The sequence below is a fragment of the Hydrocarboniphaga daqingensis genome (genome assembly GCF_900129825.1).
GTDB lineage: Bacteria > Pseudomonadota > Gammaproteobacteria > Nevskiales > Nevskiaceae > Hydrocarboniphaga > Hydrocarboniphaga daqingensis.
Genome location: NZ_FQWZ01000004.1, coordinates 395,961 through 412,900 on the forward strand (window position 1 = coordinate 395,961; position 16,940 = coordinate 412,900).

14 protein-coding genes are annotated in these 16,940 nt (G+C 66.0%); 8 read left to right on the forward strand and 6 right to left on the reverse strand.

Annotation, left to right across the window (positions count from 1 at the left end; translation table 11 throughout):
- Positions 1-26 precede the first annotated feature (26 nt).
- The gene (locus BUB09_RS10290; RefSeq protein ID WP_072897292.1) at positions 27-974 is read left to right on the forward strand and encodes a cupin domain-containing protein; all 948 of its coding nucleotides are present in this window, start codon (positions 27-29) and stop codon (positions 972-974) included.
- Positions 971-2,359: a GNAT family N-acetyltransferase gene (locus tag BUB09_RS10295; protein ID WP_072897294.1), complete on the forward strand. Its 1,389-nt coding sequence runs from the start codon at positions 971-973 to the stop codon at positions 2,357-2,359. Before BUB09_RS10290 ends, BUB09_RS10295 begins: the two co-directional genes overlap by 4 nt.
- On the opposite strand, the gene BUB09_RS10300 is transcribed toward BUB09_RS10295, so the two are convergent.
- From BUB09_RS10300 to BUB09_RS17665, 3 genes are all read right to left on the reverse strand, one after another.
- The gene (locus BUB09_RS10300) at positions 2,289-3,104 is read right to left on the reverse strand and encodes a 4'-phosphopantetheinyl transferase family protein (RefSeq protein WP_084083336.1); all 816 of its coding nucleotides are present in this window, start codon (positions 3,102-3,104) and stop codon (positions 2,289-2,291) included. The genes BUB09_RS10295 and BUB09_RS10300 overlap by 71 nt on opposite strands.
- Positions 3,002-3,763 (reverse strand): Crp/Fnr family transcriptional regulator, encoded by a 762-nt coding sequence (locus BUB09_RS10305; RefSeq protein ID WP_072897503.1) that lies wholly within the window; start codon positions 3,761-3,763, stop codon positions 3,002-3,004. Before BUB09_RS10305 ends, BUB09_RS10300 begins: the two co-directional genes overlap by 103 nt.
- Positions 3,764-3,987: 224 nt before the next feature.
- Complete coding sequence (locus BUB09_RS17665) at positions 3,988-4,194, reverse strand: CsbD family protein (RefSeq protein WP_072897505.1); 207 nt, start codon at positions 4,192-4,194, stop codon at positions 3,988-3,990.
- A gap of 494 nt (positions 4,195-4,688) precedes the next feature.
- On the opposite strand from BUB09_RS17665, the gene BUB09_RS10315 reads away from it, so the two are divergent.
- Genes BUB09_RS10315 through BUB09_RS10325 form a run of 3 tightly spaced genes read left to right on the forward strand, consistent with a single transcriptional unit; the run spans position 4,689 to position 9,133 of the window.
- Positions 4,689-6,110, forward strand: coding sequence for an exopolysaccharide biosynthesis polyprenyl glycosylphosphotransferase (locus BUB09_RS10315; RefSeq protein WP_245793243.1), 1,422 nt, complete (start codon positions 4,689-4,691; stop codon positions 6,108-6,110).
- A 7-nt stretch (positions 6,111-6,117) separates the two neighbouring features.
- Positions 6,118-7,314, forward strand: coding sequence for a hypothetical protein (locus BUB09_RS10320; RefSeq protein WP_072897300.1), 1,197 nt, complete (start codon positions 6,118-6,120; stop codon positions 7,312-7,314).
- Between the two features lie 58 nt (positions 7,315-7,372).
- Positions 7,373-9,133, forward strand: coding sequence for a WecB/TagA/CpsF family glycosyltransferase (locus BUB09_RS10325; protein ID WP_072897302.1), 1,761 nt, complete (start codon positions 7,373-7,375; stop codon positions 9,131-9,133).
- A 9-nt stretch (positions 9,134-9,142) separates the two neighbouring features.
- On the opposite strand, the gene BUB09_RS10330 is transcribed toward BUB09_RS10325, so the two are convergent.
- Complete coding sequence (locus tag BUB09_RS10330) at positions 9,143-10,417, reverse strand: cellulase family glycosylhydrolase (RefSeq protein ID WP_084083338.1); 1,275 nt, start codon at positions 10,415-10,417, stop codon at positions 9,143-9,145.
- 418 nt (positions 10,418-10,835) lie between these two features.
- Here BUB09_RS10330 and BUB09_RS10335 point away from each other — a divergent pair, with 418 nt between their 5' ends.
- Positions 10,836-12,809 (forward strand): cellulase family glycosylhydrolase, encoded by a 1,974-nt coding sequence (locus BUB09_RS10335; protein ID WP_175550169.1) that lies wholly within the window; start codon positions 10,836-10,838, stop codon positions 12,807-12,809.
- 140 nt (positions 12,810-12,949) lie between these two features.
- On the forward strand, positions 12,950-13,813 hold the full coding sequence (locus tag BUB09_RS10340) for a sensor domain-containing diguanylate cyclase (RefSeq protein ID WP_175550170.1): 864 nt from the start codon (positions 12,950-12,952) through the stop codon (positions 13,811-13,813).
- Between the two features lie 32 nt (positions 13,814-13,845).
- On the opposite strand, the gene BUB09_RS10345 is transcribed toward BUB09_RS10340, so the two are convergent.
- Positions 13,846-14,577, reverse strand: a complete 732-nt coding sequence (locus BUB09_RS10345) for a ZIP family metal transporter (protein WP_217650283.1) — start codon at positions 14,575-14,577, stop codon at positions 13,846-13,848.
- A 67-nt stretch (positions 14,578-14,644) separates the two neighbouring features.
- Positions 14,645-15,049 (reverse strand): MAPEG family protein, encoded by a 405-nt coding sequence (locus BUB09_RS10350; RefSeq protein WP_072897317.1) that lies wholly within the window; start codon positions 15,047-15,049, stop codon positions 14,645-14,647.
- A 185-nt stretch (positions 15,050-15,234) separates the two neighbouring features.
- Between BUB09_RS10350 and BUB09_RS10355 the strand changes: the two genes are divergently transcribed.
- On the forward strand, positions 15,235-16,935 hold the full coding sequence (locus BUB09_RS10355; protein ID WP_175550171.1) for a DUF1800 domain-containing protein: 1,701 nt from the start codon (positions 15,235-15,237) through the stop codon (positions 16,933-16,935).
- Positions 16,936-16,940: the final 5 nt, after the last annotated feature.

Here is a 16,940-nt window from a genome sequence, read left to right on the forward strand (position 1 = left end):
CTTGACATGATTGCGAAAGGAAACCGATGACCCACTGCAAGGTGTACTTGGCGGCCGAAGAGCGGGGCGATATCGGCTGGCGCACGGTGCTGGGCACGCACGGCCTGTCGGGCGAGGACCTGTTCGGTGATGCCGCGCTGATCGACTTGCTCGATCATTTTCCTCGCGAGCATCTGTATGCGCTGAATATGGGCCACGATCCGTGTCGTAGCGATCAGAATCATCTGGTGTGCCACGACGGTGTCAGTGGTGCCGAGTTGCTGCAGGCCGTGCGTAGCGGACGACTGTGGCTCAACGTGACACGCGTCGATCGGGTCGATGCGCGCTATCGGCGCCTGATCGACCGGCTGTATAACGAACTGCGCCTCCAGACGCCGCTACAGCGGGCTGCCGCTGTGCCGGACCGCAGTCAGGGCACACTGCTGATTTCATCGCCGGGTGCGCTGGTGTACTTCCATGCCGACGCGCCGTCATCGGTGCTGTGGCATCTGCGTGGCCGCAAGCGGGTTTGGATCTATCCCACACTCGATGAGCGCTTCATGAGCGCCGCGCTGCTTGAAGATTTATTCGCAGGGGCGCGTCATGAATACCTGCCGTACCGGCCCGACTTCGATCTGTCGGCCGACGTCTACGACCTAGAGCCGGGCCAGTGGCTGTGCTGGCCCCAGAATGCACCGCACCGTGTGCAGAATCTCGACGGACTCAACGTGTCGCTGTCCACCGAGCACTTCAGCCGCGACAGCTGCCGGCGTGCCCAGCTGTATCGGGCCAATCGCTACCTACGCCGCCATTGGAGGCTGGCGCAGCCCTCGGCTTGCGAAACCGGTGTCACGGCCCGCGCCAAGGTATGGGTGCAGCGTGTCGCGCGTCGCCTCGGGCTGGACCCGGTTCCGCGAACCGTCGATCAGCCGGTGTTGAGGATCTCACCAGCCGCGCCGGACGGCGTGGTGGTGCTTGAGAGGGCCGGCCCATGACCTCGATCCGCTGCCTCCACGATTGGGTCGATGCGGTGCCGCTTCGTGATGCGATCAATCAGTTGAATCTGGCGTCGGCGCGACCCGATCCGTTTTCGACGTTCGAGTTCTATTCGCACTATCTGCGGCACTTGATCGCCACGTCGCCTGCTGACGTCCCCCGGCTCTGGCTGCTGCTGGCGTTCGATGGAGATCGATTGGTCGGCTATATGGCTCTCAAGCAGACGACGCACCGCGTCTTGGGGCGGCGCTGCTTGAAGCTCGACTGGCTGACGGCCCACCACGCGGATCGGCCGCACCTGGTTGCGCGGATCGAGCACGAAGAGGCGATGGCGGCAGCGTTCTACCGCTATCTGATCGAGCCTCGTCAGCAGTGGAGCCTGCTCGAATTCCAGCAGCAGGACGACGACTCGCCCCTGCTGCCGCTGGGCGGTGCGCTGGCGCATCGCAGGCTGACAGCACGATGTTGGCCCAACATGGCCAATGGAACCATCGCATTGAGTTGGTCGACGTTGGCCGACTATTGCGCCGAGTTACCGCACAAAGTGCGCTCCAACGTCCGCCGCCAGATGCGCAATCTGATGGCGGCAGGTCACCTTCAGTTGCTGGGATCGGACGATCCGCAACTGACGCCGCTGCTGTTTGCGCTGTATCGCCATCTCGAAGCCCATAGCTGGAAGCACGAGGCGGCGGCAACGCTCGACCGTGACGGCGACGCGGCGGCGTACTACGCGGGGCTGATGGAAGGCGGGCAGCCGATGAAGCTGCGTATTCAGTTGCTGCTGCTCGACGGCTTGCCGGTAGCCGGGTTGATCTGCGGCGAATTCAACCAAGCCAGTTACGCACTGCAGATCGCCTATGACGCGAGGCTGAGTCCGCTGGCACCCGGCTCGGCCATGCTGCTATTTGGCATCGAGTCGGCGATTGATCGTGGCAGCCGTGTGTTCAATCTGTTGTGGGGTTTTGGCTATTACAAGCAGCGCTGGCTGGCTCGGATGACGCCGACGCAGAGCCTGCAGATATTCCGGATTGGCACGCCGTTTTGGTGGCGACGCATTCTTGGCGATCTGCGCCGCCACTACCGTGGCGGCGAGGATGGCGATCCAACCGCTCGGCACAATCCGGCGCGTGACGGGCTGCATCCGATCGAGCCGGCGGCACGGCGGCCAGACTCTGCCCACGATACAAAGAGCACGCTGGCTGATCGTCTCGCCGACGCAGACGAGCGGGTGCGGATCGCAGCTGTCGTTGCGCGCTATCGATTGGGCGGCGGCGAATGTCGGTCGGCGGCCGATATTGCGCGACGACTGCCGTTCAATACCGAACGGGTCGATCCGAAGCCGGCACGACGACTGCCGTCATCACCCGCCGCGCATCGGTCGTGAACCCGACAGGGCGGTGCCCGCAGCCACTGCCCGAATAGCACGCGATGCCGATTCGTGTCACTGCCAGGCTGCCGTGCGTCAGACTGTTGCCGAGCAGCATCAGCGTCACTTGCCGGAAGTCGCTCAGCGCGGCTATCGACGGAGTCCGGCTTTTATGAAGCGCTTCCTTGGCGCTAAACAACAGTGTCGCCGCCGCGCTGCGCTGGCCACGCGGCCAGCGGCCGACCCACGCGATTTCATCATCGTGCAACACGTATCGCCAGAGGTCCGGCGACAGGGCATCGCGAGCTTCGACATCGATGCCGATGGCTGCGTATCGGATACTGTCGGCGACGGCTGCTGCAGTGTAGCCACGTGTATGGGTGATGCAGCCCACGACACCCGTTGGCCATCGTGGACGTCGGTCGTCGGCACGGGTCAGCGATGCGGTGTCTCGCTGCAGCAACATCAAGGCTTGGTGCGCGCAGCGACGCCCTGCCGCGAACTCGGCTCTGCGCGGGGCACTGACGGTGCCGAGTTCGTCGTGTTCGTCCGGACGCAGCGTTGAGGCATCGCCGACACCCTTGAGTGCCATCGCGAAGACATCATCCGGTAGCAGCGCGCCGAGCAGTGTGCAGCGCTGCACGTCACCGCAGGATACGGTCACGATGTATTGCTTGGCGACGACGAGGTTGCGCGTAGCGCACGGTGAGTGATCGTGTACGGCAACAGCCGATCGGTTTCCTTGCGTACCACGGCATAGCATTCGCAACTGAGCTGCTCGAGGCGTGGGCGGTCGAGTACCCTGATGTGGCCGCGGTTGTACGAGATCACACCGGCCCGTTGCAGTTTTCCGGCTGCATCGGTGACGCCTTCGCGGCGCACACCGAGCATGTTGGCGATCAGTTCCTGCGTCATCTTTAGATCGTTGCTCGGCAGGCGATCCAGCGACAGCAACAACCACCGGCACAACTGCTGGTCGATCGAATGATGTCGATTGCAAACGGCGGTCTGCGACATCTGCGTCATCAGTGCCTGGGTATAGCGCAGCAGCAACTGCATCAAGTCGCTGTGCCGATCGAATTCATCCTTTAAGTGCTGCGCGGGTAAACGGTAGGCATAGCCGGCACTCTGGACGATTGCGCGGCTCGGTGTGCTGTTACCGCCCATGAACAGCGAAATACCGACCAAGCCGTCGTTGCCGACCACCGAAATTTCACCTGACGCACCGTTCTCCATCACGTAAAGCAGCGAGACAATCGAGTCGGTCGGGAAGTAAACGTGGTTCAGCGTATCGCCTGATTCGTACAGCACTTTCCCAAGCGGAAGGTTGATCAGGTCGAGGTGGTGACGGATGCGGATCTGCACGGAGTCGGGCAGAGCCGAGTACAGAAGGTTCTGCTGCGGGTGTGGCGTATCGGACATTGTGTTGCCTTTCAGGGCCGCAGGCACGCCGGCTCATCGGTCGATTCAACATGCGTATTGCACGAGCATACGCGCTAACCCTGAACGCTCCGTACGTCGTCGAACATTGACATTAGATTGTTTCTACTGGTGACTCAGGAAGCGACGCATCGGTCCACGGCATCACGCGCTGCATCGTGGCCGGCCGGCAAGAGCCTCCTCGCGGGGGCGAGGAGGCCTTGAATCTAGACTTTCATCTTGTCGAGAAAGCCGTTGACCTGCTTCTTGGCTTCGGCGCGCGAAATTGCATAGCGCTCTTCGACCAGACCGGTGAGCTTTTCTTCGTGGCCTTCCGACCGCAGCAGTTCGTCGTCGGTGAGCTTGCCCCAGATGACCTTGGCCGAGCCGACTTGCTGCTTCCACTTGCCTTTGACTGCGTCGACGTTGGGCATGCTCTGTTGCTGCTGGTTGCTCATCGGGATTGCGCCGTCAGCTTGCGGCTTGGCTGGCGCTGCGGGCTGCGCTGCTGCGGGAGATCCGCTGGCGCCGTCGCTCTGCGGGGTCGCCTGATGCGCTTGGTGGGCTTTGTCGCCTTCATGGGTCGGCTTGGTATTCGGCGTGGGCTGCGTCGACGACGCGGTCTTGCCGGACTTGTTGTTGTCGTTGTTCTGGTTCATGTGGACCTCGTATTCCCTCGACTCGCAGGATGCGTTTGAGAGGGATGCGTAACGCGGTCAGGCTGGCATTACCGCAGCCTCCGGTCAGTGCGTTGTCCAACCGACCCGCGACATCGAGGCCGACGAACCGCCGATCGTCGGAGTCCGAGGCGCTGTCGCCTGGCAGGCCGTGCCGAGCCTTCGGGTTTGCCGGTGCGGCAGCGTACAGACCGGCCTGCGGCCACTGCGCAGGCTGGCGCATGACCCGACCGCTTGAACGATCCTCCGCTGTGACCCGCCCCGTCGCGGTGTCGCCCGTCTCCGATCCGCGGCCCGCCACGGCGATGTCCGACTACCTGCCGTTGATCTACTTCGCGGTGATGCTGATCGCCGGTGGTGCCGGCAATGCGGTGCTCGGTATCGCCGTGGCCGGCAGCTGGTCGCCACCGGCCATCAGTGATCCGGCGCTGAAGCTGATCTGGCTCAGCGCCGTTGCAGCCCCGTTCGTGCTGTACGAGCGCTATGCGCTGCTGCCTGCGAAGGCCGACGCGGGTACGCAGAGCCGGCGGTTTTATGCGCGGATGCTCATGCTGATCATGCTGATTGGCTGCCTGGCGTTCTCCGGTGGCTGGATGGGGCTGCTGATGCTGCCGCATACGCTGACCGGATTGATCGCCGGATTGCTGGCGTCGTCGCTGATCCGGCATCGGATCGTCGGCCTTGATCGTGAGCAGTGGCAGGCCCGTGGCGCGATTGAGCATCGAATCGTGATCGGCACCGGCGCTGCAGCCGACCGCTACGCCGATGATCTGGCCGCTCGCGGGCAGCGCTTCGACCGTTTCGACGAGCGGGGTGCGAGCCTCGATCATCAAGGCTCGATCGAATCGCATCTGTCGACGCTGGCCGTGACGCCGACGGCGTTCGTGATCGTCGCTTCCGCTGCGTGGCCGTGGAACGGACTGTTGACGATGATCGAGCGTTTGCGTCCGTTCCGGCAGCCGATCGAGCTGTGGTCCGGCCTCTACCGGCCGGGCGTCGTACAAGCGACGCACCGGCTCGGCGACCGCATGCCACTGATGGTGCTGTCGAATCGGCCGATCGGCCGTTGGGACCACGTGATCAAGACGGCGCTCGATCTGTCGGTTGGACTGCTCGTGACGCTGCTGTTGTTGCCTCTGCTATTGGGGGTGGCGCTGTTGATCCGTCTCGACAGCCCCGGTCCGGTGCTGTTCGTGCAGCGTCGCCATGGCTTCGATAACGCCGAGTTCGACATCTACAAGTTCAGGACGATGCGTCTGCCGTCGACGAGCGACAACGGCGCGCTCAAGCAGACCGCACGCAGCGACCCGCGCGTGACTTCGATCGGCCGCGTGCTGCGTAAATGGAGCCTCGACGAACTGCCGCAATTGCTCAACGTGCTCAATGGCAGCATGTCGCTGGTCGGTCCTCGTCCGCACGCGGTCAACATGCGGACGCAGCAGCGGCTCGGTCAGGAAATTACCGATGCCTACTGTCACCGGCACCGAGTCAAACCCGGCATCACCGGCTGGTCGCAGGTCAACGGGTCGCGCGGCGCCACCGACACCGTCGAGCAGCTGCGTCGTCGGATCGAGCTGGACCTGTACTACGTCGATCACTGGTCGCTGATACTCGATATCCGCATTCTGCTGGCCACGTTCAGAGCCGTGATCCGGACTGCCGATGTGTACTAGGCGGGGCGTGGCAGCCACCTGCCATCGCGTGTTCCCGGCGCTGTCCGCCGCTGTGCTCGCCACCATGGTGGCTGCGCCTTGCGCAGCACAGGCCGAACGGACGCTGGTGCCGTACGGCGCCGTCGGTATCGAGTATCAGTCGAACGTGTTCTATCTGGACAGCGCGCAGCGGGCGCAGACGCTGACCGGTTCGACGCAGCGCGACGATATCGTCGTCCGCGAGCGGGTCGGTGTTGACCTGCGGCGCCGGATCGGACGCCAGCGATTGCATTCCACCATTGAAGGCCGTCGGTACGATTTCATGCAGTTCCACCAACTCGACCACGATGAGCTGCTGGTGGCTCTCGGTATGGACTGGCAGCTACAACACCTGTTCGACGGCGCGCTCGACTATCGGCAGGAACGTCGTATCGCCTCGTTTGCCGATCGCAACAGCACGGCGCTGAGCATCGAGCGCGAGCGCATCGGCGATGCGCGCATTGGTGTATCGATCACGCCGCGTTGGCGGCTCGAGTCCACGCTGCGCCGGCGCGAGTTGCGCTCGCCGCTGCCGGGCTTTCCGGAACTGTCGCTGACCGAGACCACGCTGAGCCCTGCGTTGCGCTACGAGATAACCGAGTTGATGAAGGCCTCGTTGGTGCCCGAGTTGCAGACCGGCCGCTTCGACGGCATACCCGAGTCGCAGCGCTTCGAGCAGCGAGGCCTGGGCCTGCGGCTCGACCGCGCGGTTGGCAGCGTCACCCGGGCCGATGCGCAGCTCGGCTACACACAGCGCAAGCAGAAGGGCGATGCGGCGACCACGGTATCCGGCGTCACCGGGGCGCTGGGACTGCACCGCGAGCTGACGGCGAAGACCACGATCGATCTGGCGCTGTACCGGCGCGTTGCATCCTACGTCGGTGACGCCAGCACCACGCGCGAGATCGGCGGATCGGCCGCCGTGAAGTGGCAGGCCACGCCCAAGAGTGCCCTCAGCCTGCGCTACGAACGCACGCGCGGCAGGCTGCAACAGGCCGACGTATTTGCCGAAGGTGGCGGACGGCGCGACAACAACACCATTGCGTCGACACAATTGTCGTATCAGCCGCTGCCGTGGATGGTCGTGGCGCTCGACGGGGGCTATCGACAACGCGATTCGACACGATCGATCGATCGCTTCGACGGGTATATCGCGGCCTTCGAAGTGCAACTTCGATTCGATTAGTTTGTTTTGAGTATGCGTCCGCACAGACCGTCCGCAATCGGTCCGATAGTGTGGATCGATGAAGAACCCACAGGCGTCCGTCGCCATTCCGCACCGCGTTTTGCCGGTTCGGCGACTGTCTCGCGATACCATCGACGTCACCGGTGATTTGTTGCCCGCGTTCGACTTTGTAGCCGTGCTGTTGTCCGCTGGCCTCGCCAGTTGGATCTACCTGCACTGGATTACGGATGATCCGGCACTGATATCGATCTGGCATAACGGCGCTCGCGCGGCACTGGCAGCCGCGGTGCTGGCACCGCTGCTGATGTGCGATCGCCGCTATGTTGCGCTGGCTCGCAACGGTCGTCGCATCGCGGCAATGAACTGTTACGCATTCCGGTTTCTGGTTTGGGTTGCATCGGTCGCCTTGCTGACGCGGCTCAGTGCATCGATGTCGACGCTGCCGACCGGCTGGTTGTACCTGTGGCTGCTGTTGAGCCTGTTGTCGACCGGGCTGCTACGGCTGCTGATGATGTGGCAGCTGTGGCGTTTGGAGCGGTCCGGTGTGCTGATCGAGACAGTGGCCATCGTGGGTGCGGGGCCGGTGGCCGATCGGTTGGTCCGACACCTGCAGACCAGCACCGGTAACCCCATCTGCGTGGTCGGCATCTATGACGACCGCAGAGCGCGGCATCAGCAGTTCGAGCGTGGCGTCGATGGAACGGTCGCGGAGCTGATCGATTTGGGTACGCGGCATCGCCTCGACTGGATCCTGATCACGTTGCCCGATGCAGCGGAGGCGCGTGTGCAGCAGCTGGTCTACCGGCTCAAGGCACTGTCGACGCCGGTCGGCTGGTGTCCCGCTGTGTTTGGTGCGATCGGTGCCGACCGGCTCGACCCTTCGTCGGCAACCTTGCTCCGTCTGAGCGCGGCACCGGAAACCGCGCGCAGTCTGCGCCAGCACGCCGCCGCCGCCGCTGATGCCGTACTGCCGATCTGGATTCCGCGGCTGCTCGCCGCCACCTTCCGCGCTGGACGCGATGCGCGTGGCGGTCGCGCTGGGCGTGCGTCGCCACTGCCGCCGCCGGACTGCGTGCTCGACGATCACGATCTGGCGTCATTCACGGCCGTGGCGCGCGACTACGGACAGCGGCGCTATGGCTATGTAGTAACGCCCAATGCCGACCATTTGATCCGCTGGTATCGCCAGGCCTCGTTCCGTGCGTTGTACCGCGATGCCGCATTCGTCTTGCTCGACAGTCGCTTTGTTTCCCATCTGGTCGCGCTTACCGCGCGACGCCGGCTCCCGGTGTGCACCGGTAGCGATCTGACGGCAGCGGTGTTGAGCCTCGTTGATGCAGACGACAGCCTGGTGCTGGTCGGCGGTAGCGCGGCGCAGGCCGATGCGCTTCGGCAGCGCTACGGCTTGCGTCGGCTGGCGCATCACCAGCCGCCGATGGGCTTTATTCACGATCCGGCTGCCGTGGAAGCCTGTCTGGCATTCGTCGAGGCTCACAGCCCGTTCCGCTATTGCCTGCTGGCCGTTGGATCGCCGCAACAGGAGCAGATCGCGCAGCGGCTCGGCCATCGTGCCGGTGTCCGCGGCCTTGCCCTGTGCATTGGCGCTTCGATCAACTTTCTGACCGGCCAGGAACGCCGAGCGCCGCGCTGGATGCAGCGCCTCGGGCTGGAGTGGTGCTACCGGCTATGGCGTGCGCCGCGGCGCATGGCGGCACGCTATCTGGTGCGCGGGCCGCAGATATTCGCCGTGTTGTGGCGCTGCCGGCTGGTGCTGCGCCGGTCCACGTCGGTCGAGTCGACGCCAGAGCGCACTCGCTGAGCGAGGTGCTCAGTGGGCCCGCAGCCAGTCGCGGTACACCTGGCCGTATCCGTCGGTGGGCGCGCCGTGCCGGTCCTGGATCAATACGTTGTCGGGCTCCTGCCAGACGCCCCAGCCCCAGCCGACGACGCCGACGCCATTGGCATCCGCCCACGCGGTGATCGTTGACACCAACGGCGCACCGACCGTGCCCGGCGCATTGCGATCCCCGGTCTCGGTAGCGACCACCGGAATGCCGGCGGCCTGGATCGCGCGCAAATGGCGGTAGATCGCCGGCGCGCCGTTGGGCTGTGCGTAGTCGGCGCTGCCCCAGTCGGCCCCATGGCGCGGATAGGCGTGCCAGACGGCAGCGATCTGCTGCAGCGGATCCAGCGGCCGTTGCGCCAACCAGCCGCTCAGGTCCTGCGCGTACTGCAGGCCCCCGATCAGCACGACATTGCGTGCTCCGGTGGCGCGCACGGTGTCGAGCATCGACTGATAGCTGGCGATATCCCAGCCGCGCTCGACGGTCTGCCAATTGCCGCTGCCGCTGGTCGCCGGAAAGGCCGTGAAACGGCCTCCGCGACCGTGCATCAGGTAGGCCCAAGGGTCGCCGCCGTCATAGCCGAAGTTCAGGAACGGCTCGTTGAACAGCTCGAACATCACGGCCGGCTGGTGCTTGAAGTGCGTTGCCACCGAGTGCCAGAACGCCAGCGAATGATCCCGGTTGGCCATCTGCGTCTGCAGCATCGGGCAGGTGTCGCCCGGCGCTGACCAGTGCAGGTCCACGATCACATAGAGCCCCTGCGCCAGTGCCTGCTCGACCTGTTCGGTGACGGCCGCCTGGTAGTTGTCGCCCGGGTCCGGGTCGTGGCGCACGCCGCTGGTGTCGATGCAGGACCGGCCCAGCCACGAGGCCTCGTTCAGCGGTAGCCGCACGGTATTGACCTTCCAGCTCTTCAGCGCGGCCCAGTTGGGCCCCCGTGCCTGGCCGGCCTGCGCGCCCGATGGATCGGCCGGGTTCCAGCCCTGGATCGCGACGAACTCAAAGCCGCTGTAGTTGACGCCGCGCAACTGCAGTTCGGCGCCGCCGGCGTCGACCAGCCGGTTGCCGAGTACCCGCACCGACGCTGCAGCGCCCTGACGCGGACCCAGCGCAGTGCCGGCGACGCGCGGTGCGGCCGTCGTCGTGATCGCCTCGGCTTGGTCGCCGGCTGACAGGGGACAGCCGGTGATGGCGAGGGTGGCGCCCAACAGCATGGCCACCGGCGCCGATCGGCCGCAGCGGGATTGGGATGCGGGCATCGGGGGAGCTCCGTACAGGCGCAGCAGTGGCGCGGGCAGGGGCCACGCCGGGTGCCCGCTTTGTAACCGGCACCCGCGGCGGGGTCTGTGGGCTCCCCCACATAGCCGGCGACACGATGCAGCAGGCGACCGTTCAACGGTACCGATGCCGCCGTTCAACGTGGGTTGGCGCACAGACAGAGTCCAAAAACGATGGTTGCAGCGGCGGCCGATGTTGATGGTGGATAGGCCATCTAGATGAATTCATTGGCTATTCAATCATCGGCCGCCGTCGATCTGTCCTGCCTTCGCCTCGCTTGGAGTGCCCATGCAAAGCCCAGCCTCATTCGCGACCCCCGTATTCGGCGATGTCTGCCAGCCCGGTGAATCCGTTCCCGGTTCCAACGTCAACGCGAAACGGCGCTCGCCTGCGCCGCTGATGGTCGCTGCCCGCCTGCTCGCCGTGCTGCTGGCGACGACCTCGTGCGGATCGCAGGCCGCTGCCGCGCGGCAGCAAGCCATCGCCTCATTCAGCCCCGCCTCCGGCCCGGTCGGCACCGTGATCACGCTGCGCGGCAGCGGCTTCACCGGCTCGAAGCAGGCATGGGTTGGTAGCTCACATAGCGCCGCGCTCAAGGTGCTCAGCGACAGCCGTGCCACCGTTACCGTGCCCGCCGACGCCAGCAGCGGCGCGGTGGCGATCCTCAACAGCAAACACGCCGCGTTCACCGCCACTGCGTTTGCGCTGACCCAGTCCGCGGCCGCGCTGCCTCAACAAAGCATCAGCGGCTTTTCGCCAATGTCGGGCCCGGTCGGCAGCGTGGTGACGGTCACCGGCAGTGGCTTCACCGGCTCGAATGCGGCGTGGGTGGGCGCTTCGCACGACGCAAAGCTGACCGTCGTCAGCGACACGCAGGTGCGTGTGACGATCCCGGCTGGTGCAGCCAGCGGCCAACTGGCCATTCTCAATCCGAAGCACGCGGCGTTCTCGCCGCAGACCTTCACCGTGACGGGCGCGGCGACCGCGCTGCGCCAGCAGCAGATCGCGTCGATCTCGCCGGTCTCGGGCCCGGTGGGTACCGTGATCAGCCTGGTCGGCAGCGGCTTTGCCGGGTCCACCTCGGCTTCGGTGGGCGGCGCAGGCAATGCCTCACTGGTCGTGCTCAGTGACACGGCGGCGCGCATCACGGTGCCGACCGGCGCGGCTTCGGGTGCCGTCGTGATCACCAGTGCCCAGTATTCGGCAACGGCCGCCACCGCGTTCACGCTGAGTTCCTCACCACCGCCACCGCCACCGCCACCGCCGCCGGTGCCGTCAGGCGAGTTGTCGCTGCGCGTGCTCGGCAACCGGCTGATCGATGCGCAGGGTGCAACGGTGCAACTGCGCGGCGTCAACTACAGCGGCTTCGAGTTCGTCGCGGTCCAGGGCTGGAGTCCGGCCGATCCATCCGGTGCTCAGGCCGGGCAGGGCGGTGGCCCGAAGTGGTCGGCGATCCGCGCGTGGAAGGCCAATGCGGTGCGCATTCCGTTGAACGAAGCGTCCTGGCTCGGCTATCGCTGCGTCGACACCGGCGGCCTGAGCCACAACCCCGATCCGGGCGGCAACTACGTGGCCTCGGTGCAGGCTCAGGTCGATCAGGCGACGGCGGCCGGGCTGTATGTGATCGTCGATCTGCACTGGTCGGCGCCCGGCGACAGTTGCCCGATGCTGCAGACGCAGATGGCCAACGCTGATCACTCCATCGCGTTCTGGACCTCGGTGGCGACGCGCTTCAAGGCGTACCCGAACGTGGTGTTCGAGTTGTTCAACGAGCCGTTCATGGACTTTGACTTCAGTGGTGACGCGTGGAGCTACCTGATGCAGGGCAGTGGCGGGTCGTTCAGCGGCTACCCGGCGAGCGGCACCAGCGGCGTTTGGAAAGACATCAAGCAGCCGTGGGCGATCGCCAGCTATCAGGCGCTGATCGATGCGGTTCGCGCCACGGGCGCGCGCAACGTGGTGCTGGTCGGTGGCCTGAGTTACGCCCAGGACCTGAGCGGCTGGCTATCGCATCGTCCGCGCGATCCGCTCGACCAGATGGCGGCTGCCTGGCACCCCTACCGCAAGTTCGGTTCGGCCTGGGACTACCCGTATCCGAACTTCCATCCGCAGGTGTTCGACGATGCGCGCGCGATCCTGGCGGCCGGCATTCCACTGGTGATGACCGAAGTCGGGGCCCAGAACACGCCAGGTACGACCGGCGCGCCGATCATCGACACGATGACCCAGTTTGCCGACCAAAACGGCGCCAGCGTGCTCGGCTGGACCTGGAATGTCTGGGGCGACCCCGAGAACGTGCTGATCCGCGATGTCGACGGGACGCCAACCGACGGTTACGGCAAGGCAATGCGCGATTGGATGCTCGCGCACTGACGCTGCCGCGGACATCGTGACGGCCGCGTACCGGGGCGATGTCGCCCGGCACGCGGTCGGTACGCCAGCAGACCGAACGGCGCGAGCGTCGATGCCAAGCTGATTGCCCGAGCCGGTCGATACGCGATCCGGCCGCTGCGGTGCCCGCCATCGACGCCACGCCGAGCTTTTTCGATCGCCCTGATGTCGGCATGGTCCGCCTCGACGGCGGCGGCCGCATCGTCGCGGTCAACCGATTCCTGGCCGAGTTGCTGCAATACTCAGGTGCTGAGTTGCGCGGGCGGCTGCTGTCCGATCTGGGCAGCGCCCCCTGGGCTAGCGAATCGGCGCTGGCGATGGTCCGTCTGGGGGTCTACGAGCACTTGCGTCGTCGTGAGCTGATGTTGATGAGCCGTGACGGGCTGTGTTTTTCGTTCGAGTTTCATGAGGTCGGCAAGGTCAGTGGTGATCGCCTGATCGAATGCCTGTTCCAACAGCTGGAGCCATTGCCTCGACGTCTGCCCGAGTCCGAACCGCCTCCGACCGGATCGGGCGTGCAGCGGATCGTCAGCCCACCCCGGTTCCTGCAGATCGTTCAGCGAGCGCTCGACCGGACACGCGAGCATCGCCGCCCTCTGTCACTGATGCGGATTCATATCGATCGCGTCGGCGATCCGGGTTTGCCCGAGCCGGCGTGGACACCGTTGGTGTTGCGCGGCTTCGCGAAGGCCTGTGCCCAGCGGCTGCGCCAGTCCGACATCGTCTGCCGATTCGACGGCACCCGATTCGCCGTGCTGCTGATCGATGTCGCCACCAGCGGCGCGCTGTGCGCCGCCGAGCGGCTGCGCACTGCGGTCGCGCGCGACGCCAGTCCGGCGGCGATGGGCTACGCCCGGCGCATCGGGCTGTCGATCGGTGTGGTGTCGACGCGCACCGGACGCATCAGCTGTGCGGCGCTGCTGAGCCGCGCGCAAGCCAAGTGCGACGAGGCGCGCGAGCAGGGTGGCAATCGCGTGGTGGCGTGATCGGTGTTGATGACGCGACAGCGCGCGTAGCATCAGCCCGCCTTGCTCAGCGCAAACGCGGTCAGGAATCCCAGCACGGTGATCAGCCCGGCGTATTCGTGCGCGTCGTCGAAGGCTTCGGGGATCATCGTGTCGACCAGCATCGCCAGGATCGCGCCGGCCGCCACGGCGGTGGTTGCGGCGACGGTCTCCGGTGCGGCCGTGCGGAACAGCGAATAGCCGGCGATCGCCGCCAGGCCCGATGACAGCGCAATGCCGCCCCAAATGCCGAAGATCGAGCGCGGCGAGTGGCCGGCCGCCTTCATGCCGGCGGCGCTGGATAGGCCTTCCGGCAGGTTCGACAGAAAAATCGCCGCGACGGTGACGCTGCTAACGATGCCGCCCTTGAGCAGCGACAGGCCGATCACGATCGATTCGGGGATGCCGTCGAGCAGCGCCCCGAGCGCGATCGCGCCGCCGCCATCGTGATCGCGGTGTCCGTAGCGCGCCAGCAGCCGGTCAGCGCCGGTGTAGAGGATTGCCCCGGCCAGAAAGCCGAAGGCCGTCGCCGCCAGGCCGCCGGTCTTGTAAGCCTCGTCCATCAGCTCGAACGACAGCGCCGAAATCAGCACGCCGCTGCCGAAGGCCATCACGCCGGCGACGACGCGGCGCGGGATATCGGCGCCATAACCGAGCGCGGCGCCGATCAGCAGCGCGCTGCCCGACAGCAGGCCCCAGCCGCCGGCCTGCAGCCAGCGCGGCAGGTCCGGCATCGTGGCGTTCATCGAATCCATCCCTCCTTGGATCGCGGGCGGCGCCGGCCTTGCCGACACCGCCCGCTGGGTGGCCGTATCAGGCCAGCAGCTGGTACAGCAGGTAGAACATCAAGCCGACCTGGGTCAGAAACAGCGTGGCACGCATCAGCACCAGCACGAACGAGGTGCCGATCAGGTGAAACACGCTTTGGCCGATGCGCGCATACAGCACGTAGGCCGCGACGGCGTCGACGACCGCGCTCTTGTTCAGCAGTGCGGCGATGATGACGATTGCCGCGAACAGCGGCAGGTTTTCCAGGCAGTTCAGATGCGCGCCCTTGGCCCGCTGCAGCACGCCGGGGTCGTCGCTGGCCTTGCCGCGTTCCCAGTGGTCGATCGGCTTGCGGCCGCCGAGTGCGACGGGCACCCGATACGTGGCGTAGGACAATGCCAGCAGCAGCGTCCAGCCGATGTACAGCAGTACGGCGGTGAATCCGGTCATGGGTCAGATCTCGTTGGTTTATGTAATGGTTTATGGAATCGATAGCGCATTCTCGACGGGCCTCCGGATCCGACCGCGTCGATGAACGTCACCAGCTTACGGCGGTCCACTACACCGCGCGCCACACTTTTGCCGCGACGCCATTTCCGATTGCGACATGCCCGGTCCGGGCGGGAGGTTTGCCGATGTCCTATCCGTTGCGGCGCCGCGCGCTGACCCCGCTGCGCTACACCGGCTGCCAGCGCGGGCTCCTGCAACAATGGACGATCGCCTCGCGGGCCGTGGTATCGGCGCTGGCGATGGTGTGGGTGCTGCAGGCCGCTGTGATCGGCGAATCCGCGACCGCGGCCGATGCGCTGCCGTCGACGATGTCCGAGGCCGACGCGCGGCATCTGCTCGACCGTCTCGCGTTCGGCGCCGCACCGGGTGATTTGCAGCGCGTGCAGCAGATCGGCGCGCGACAGTGGATCGACGAGCAACTGCATCCCGAGCGGATCGCCGAGCCCGAAGCCTTGAGCCGCTACGTTGCCGCGCAGACGCGTGTCGCCGAATCGCCGGCGGCGTTGTACGCGCGCTTGGGTCCCGAGCAACGACGCAGCGCCTCGCGCGATCGCACCGCACTGCAGGCATTCCGGCGCGAGCGCAGCCAAGTGTTGGCGCAGGCGCAGAACCTGCGGCTGATGCGGGCCGTTGCCAGTCCCGCCCAGTTGCAGGAAGTGCTGGTCGATTTCTGGTTCAACCACTTCAACGTCTACGCGGGCAAGAGCCAGGTGGCGCCGCTGTGGATGGGCGCCTACGAGCGCGAGGCGATCCGGCCGCATGTGCTGGGCCGCTTTCGCGAGCTACTTGGTGCGACGGCCGAGCATCCGGCAATGCTGTTGTATCTGGACAACGCCCGTAGTTCGCGGCCGCCGCTGAAGCCAGCAGCCAAAGGCGGCATCAACGAAAACTACGCACGCGAGCTGATGGAACTGCACACGCTCGGCGTCGATGGCGGCTACCAGCAGGCCGATGTGCTGGCGCTGGCGCGCATCTTGACCGGCTGGACCTACCTGACCAAAAAGATGATCGAGCAACCGGCAGCGCCGGCCTTCGTATTCGCGGCCGACCGCCACGACAAAGGCGCCAAGCGCTGGCGTGGCCAGTCGTTTGCGGCCGGCGGCGGGCGCGAAGAAGGCTTGGCCGCGCTCGATCGGCTGGCACGCGATCCGGCAACTGCGCGGCACATCGCGCGCCGTCTGGTGCAGTACTTCATCGCCGACGAGCCGCCGCCGGCCGCGGTTGACCGCGTCGCGCAGCGCTTTCTGAAAACCGACGGCGATCTGCGCGAAACGCTGCGCGCGCTGTTCGAGAGCCCCGAGTTTTGGTCGGCGTCGGCGCGCGGTGCCAAGTTCAAGACGCCGTATCAGTACGTCGTGTCGGTGGCGCGCAGCCGTGGCGATGCCGACCGCGTTGATCCGCGCAAGCTCGTCACCGCGCTGCGCGACCTCGGCCAGCCGCTGTACGGCTGCGTGACGCCCGATGGTTACTCGAACGTCGCCGCCGATTGGCTGAGCCCTGGCGGCATTGCAGCTCGCGTTCACTTTGCGGTGTCGGTCGACGCCGCATCGCGATCGCGGCAGGTCGCATCGCGCCCGCCAACGATGTCCGGCGTCGGCGCGATGGCCGACGACGATGCCCGCATGCGGTCGATGCCGGCCGCCGACGCGGACGATGACGCCGTGGCGGCACCGACCACCGCCGCGCCGCGCGCACTCAGTGCCGATGCACTGATCGCGACCGTCGGCGCGCGCTTTTCGGCTGGCACCTTGGCGGCTGCCCGGCAGGCGCCGCCGGCGCTGCGCGCGCCGCTGCTGTGGGCCAGCCCCGAGTTCCAGCGTCGCTGAGCGCA

Bases quoted from the DNA above. Each gene is read 5' to 3' on its own strand.
- BUB09_RS10290 (WP_072897292.1), top strand. From the start codon at position 27: ATGACCCACTGCAAGGTGTACTTGGCGGCCGAAGAGCGGGGCGATATC.
- BUB09_RS10295 (WP_072897294.1), top strand. From the start codon at position 971: ATGACCTCGATCCGCTGCCTCCACGATTGGGTCGATGCGGTGCCGCTT.
- BUB09_RS10300 (WP_084083336.1), bottom strand. From the start codon at position 3,104: ATGCTATGCCGTGGTACGCAAGGAAACCGATCGGCTGTTGCCGTACAC.
- BUB09_RS10305 (WP_072897503.1), bottom strand. From the start codon at position 3,763: ATGTCCGATACGCCACACCCGCAGCAGAACCTTCTGTACTCGGCTCTG.
- BUB09_RS17665 (WP_072897505.1), bottom strand. From the start codon at position 4,194: ATGCCCAACGTCGACGCAGTCAAAGGCAAGTGGAAGCAGCAAGTCGGC.
- BUB09_RS10325 (WP_072897302.1), top strand. From the start codon at position 7,373: ATGAAGAACCCACAGGCGTCCGTCGCCATTCCGCACCGCGTTTTGCCG.
- BUB09_RS10330 (WP_084083338.1), bottom strand. From the start codon at position 10,417: ATGCCCGCATCCCAATCCCGCTGCGGCCGATCGGCGCCGGTGGCCATG.
- BUB09_RS10335 (WP_175550169.1), top strand. From the start codon at position 10,836: ATGGTCGCTGCCCGCCTGCTCGCCGTGCTGCTGGCGACGACCTCGTGC.
- BUB09_RS10345 (WP_217650283.1), bottom strand. From the start codon at position 14,577: ATGAACGCCACGATGCCGGACCTGCCGCGCTGGCTGCAGGCCGGCGGC.
- BUB09_RS10350 (WP_072897317.1), bottom strand. From the start codon at position 15,049: ATGACCGGATTCACCGCCGTACTGCTGTACATCGGCTGGACGCTGCTG.
- BUB09_RS10355 (WP_175550171.1), top strand. From the start codon at position 15,235: ATGTCCTATCCGTTGCGGCGCCGCGCGCTGACCCCGCTGCGCTACACC.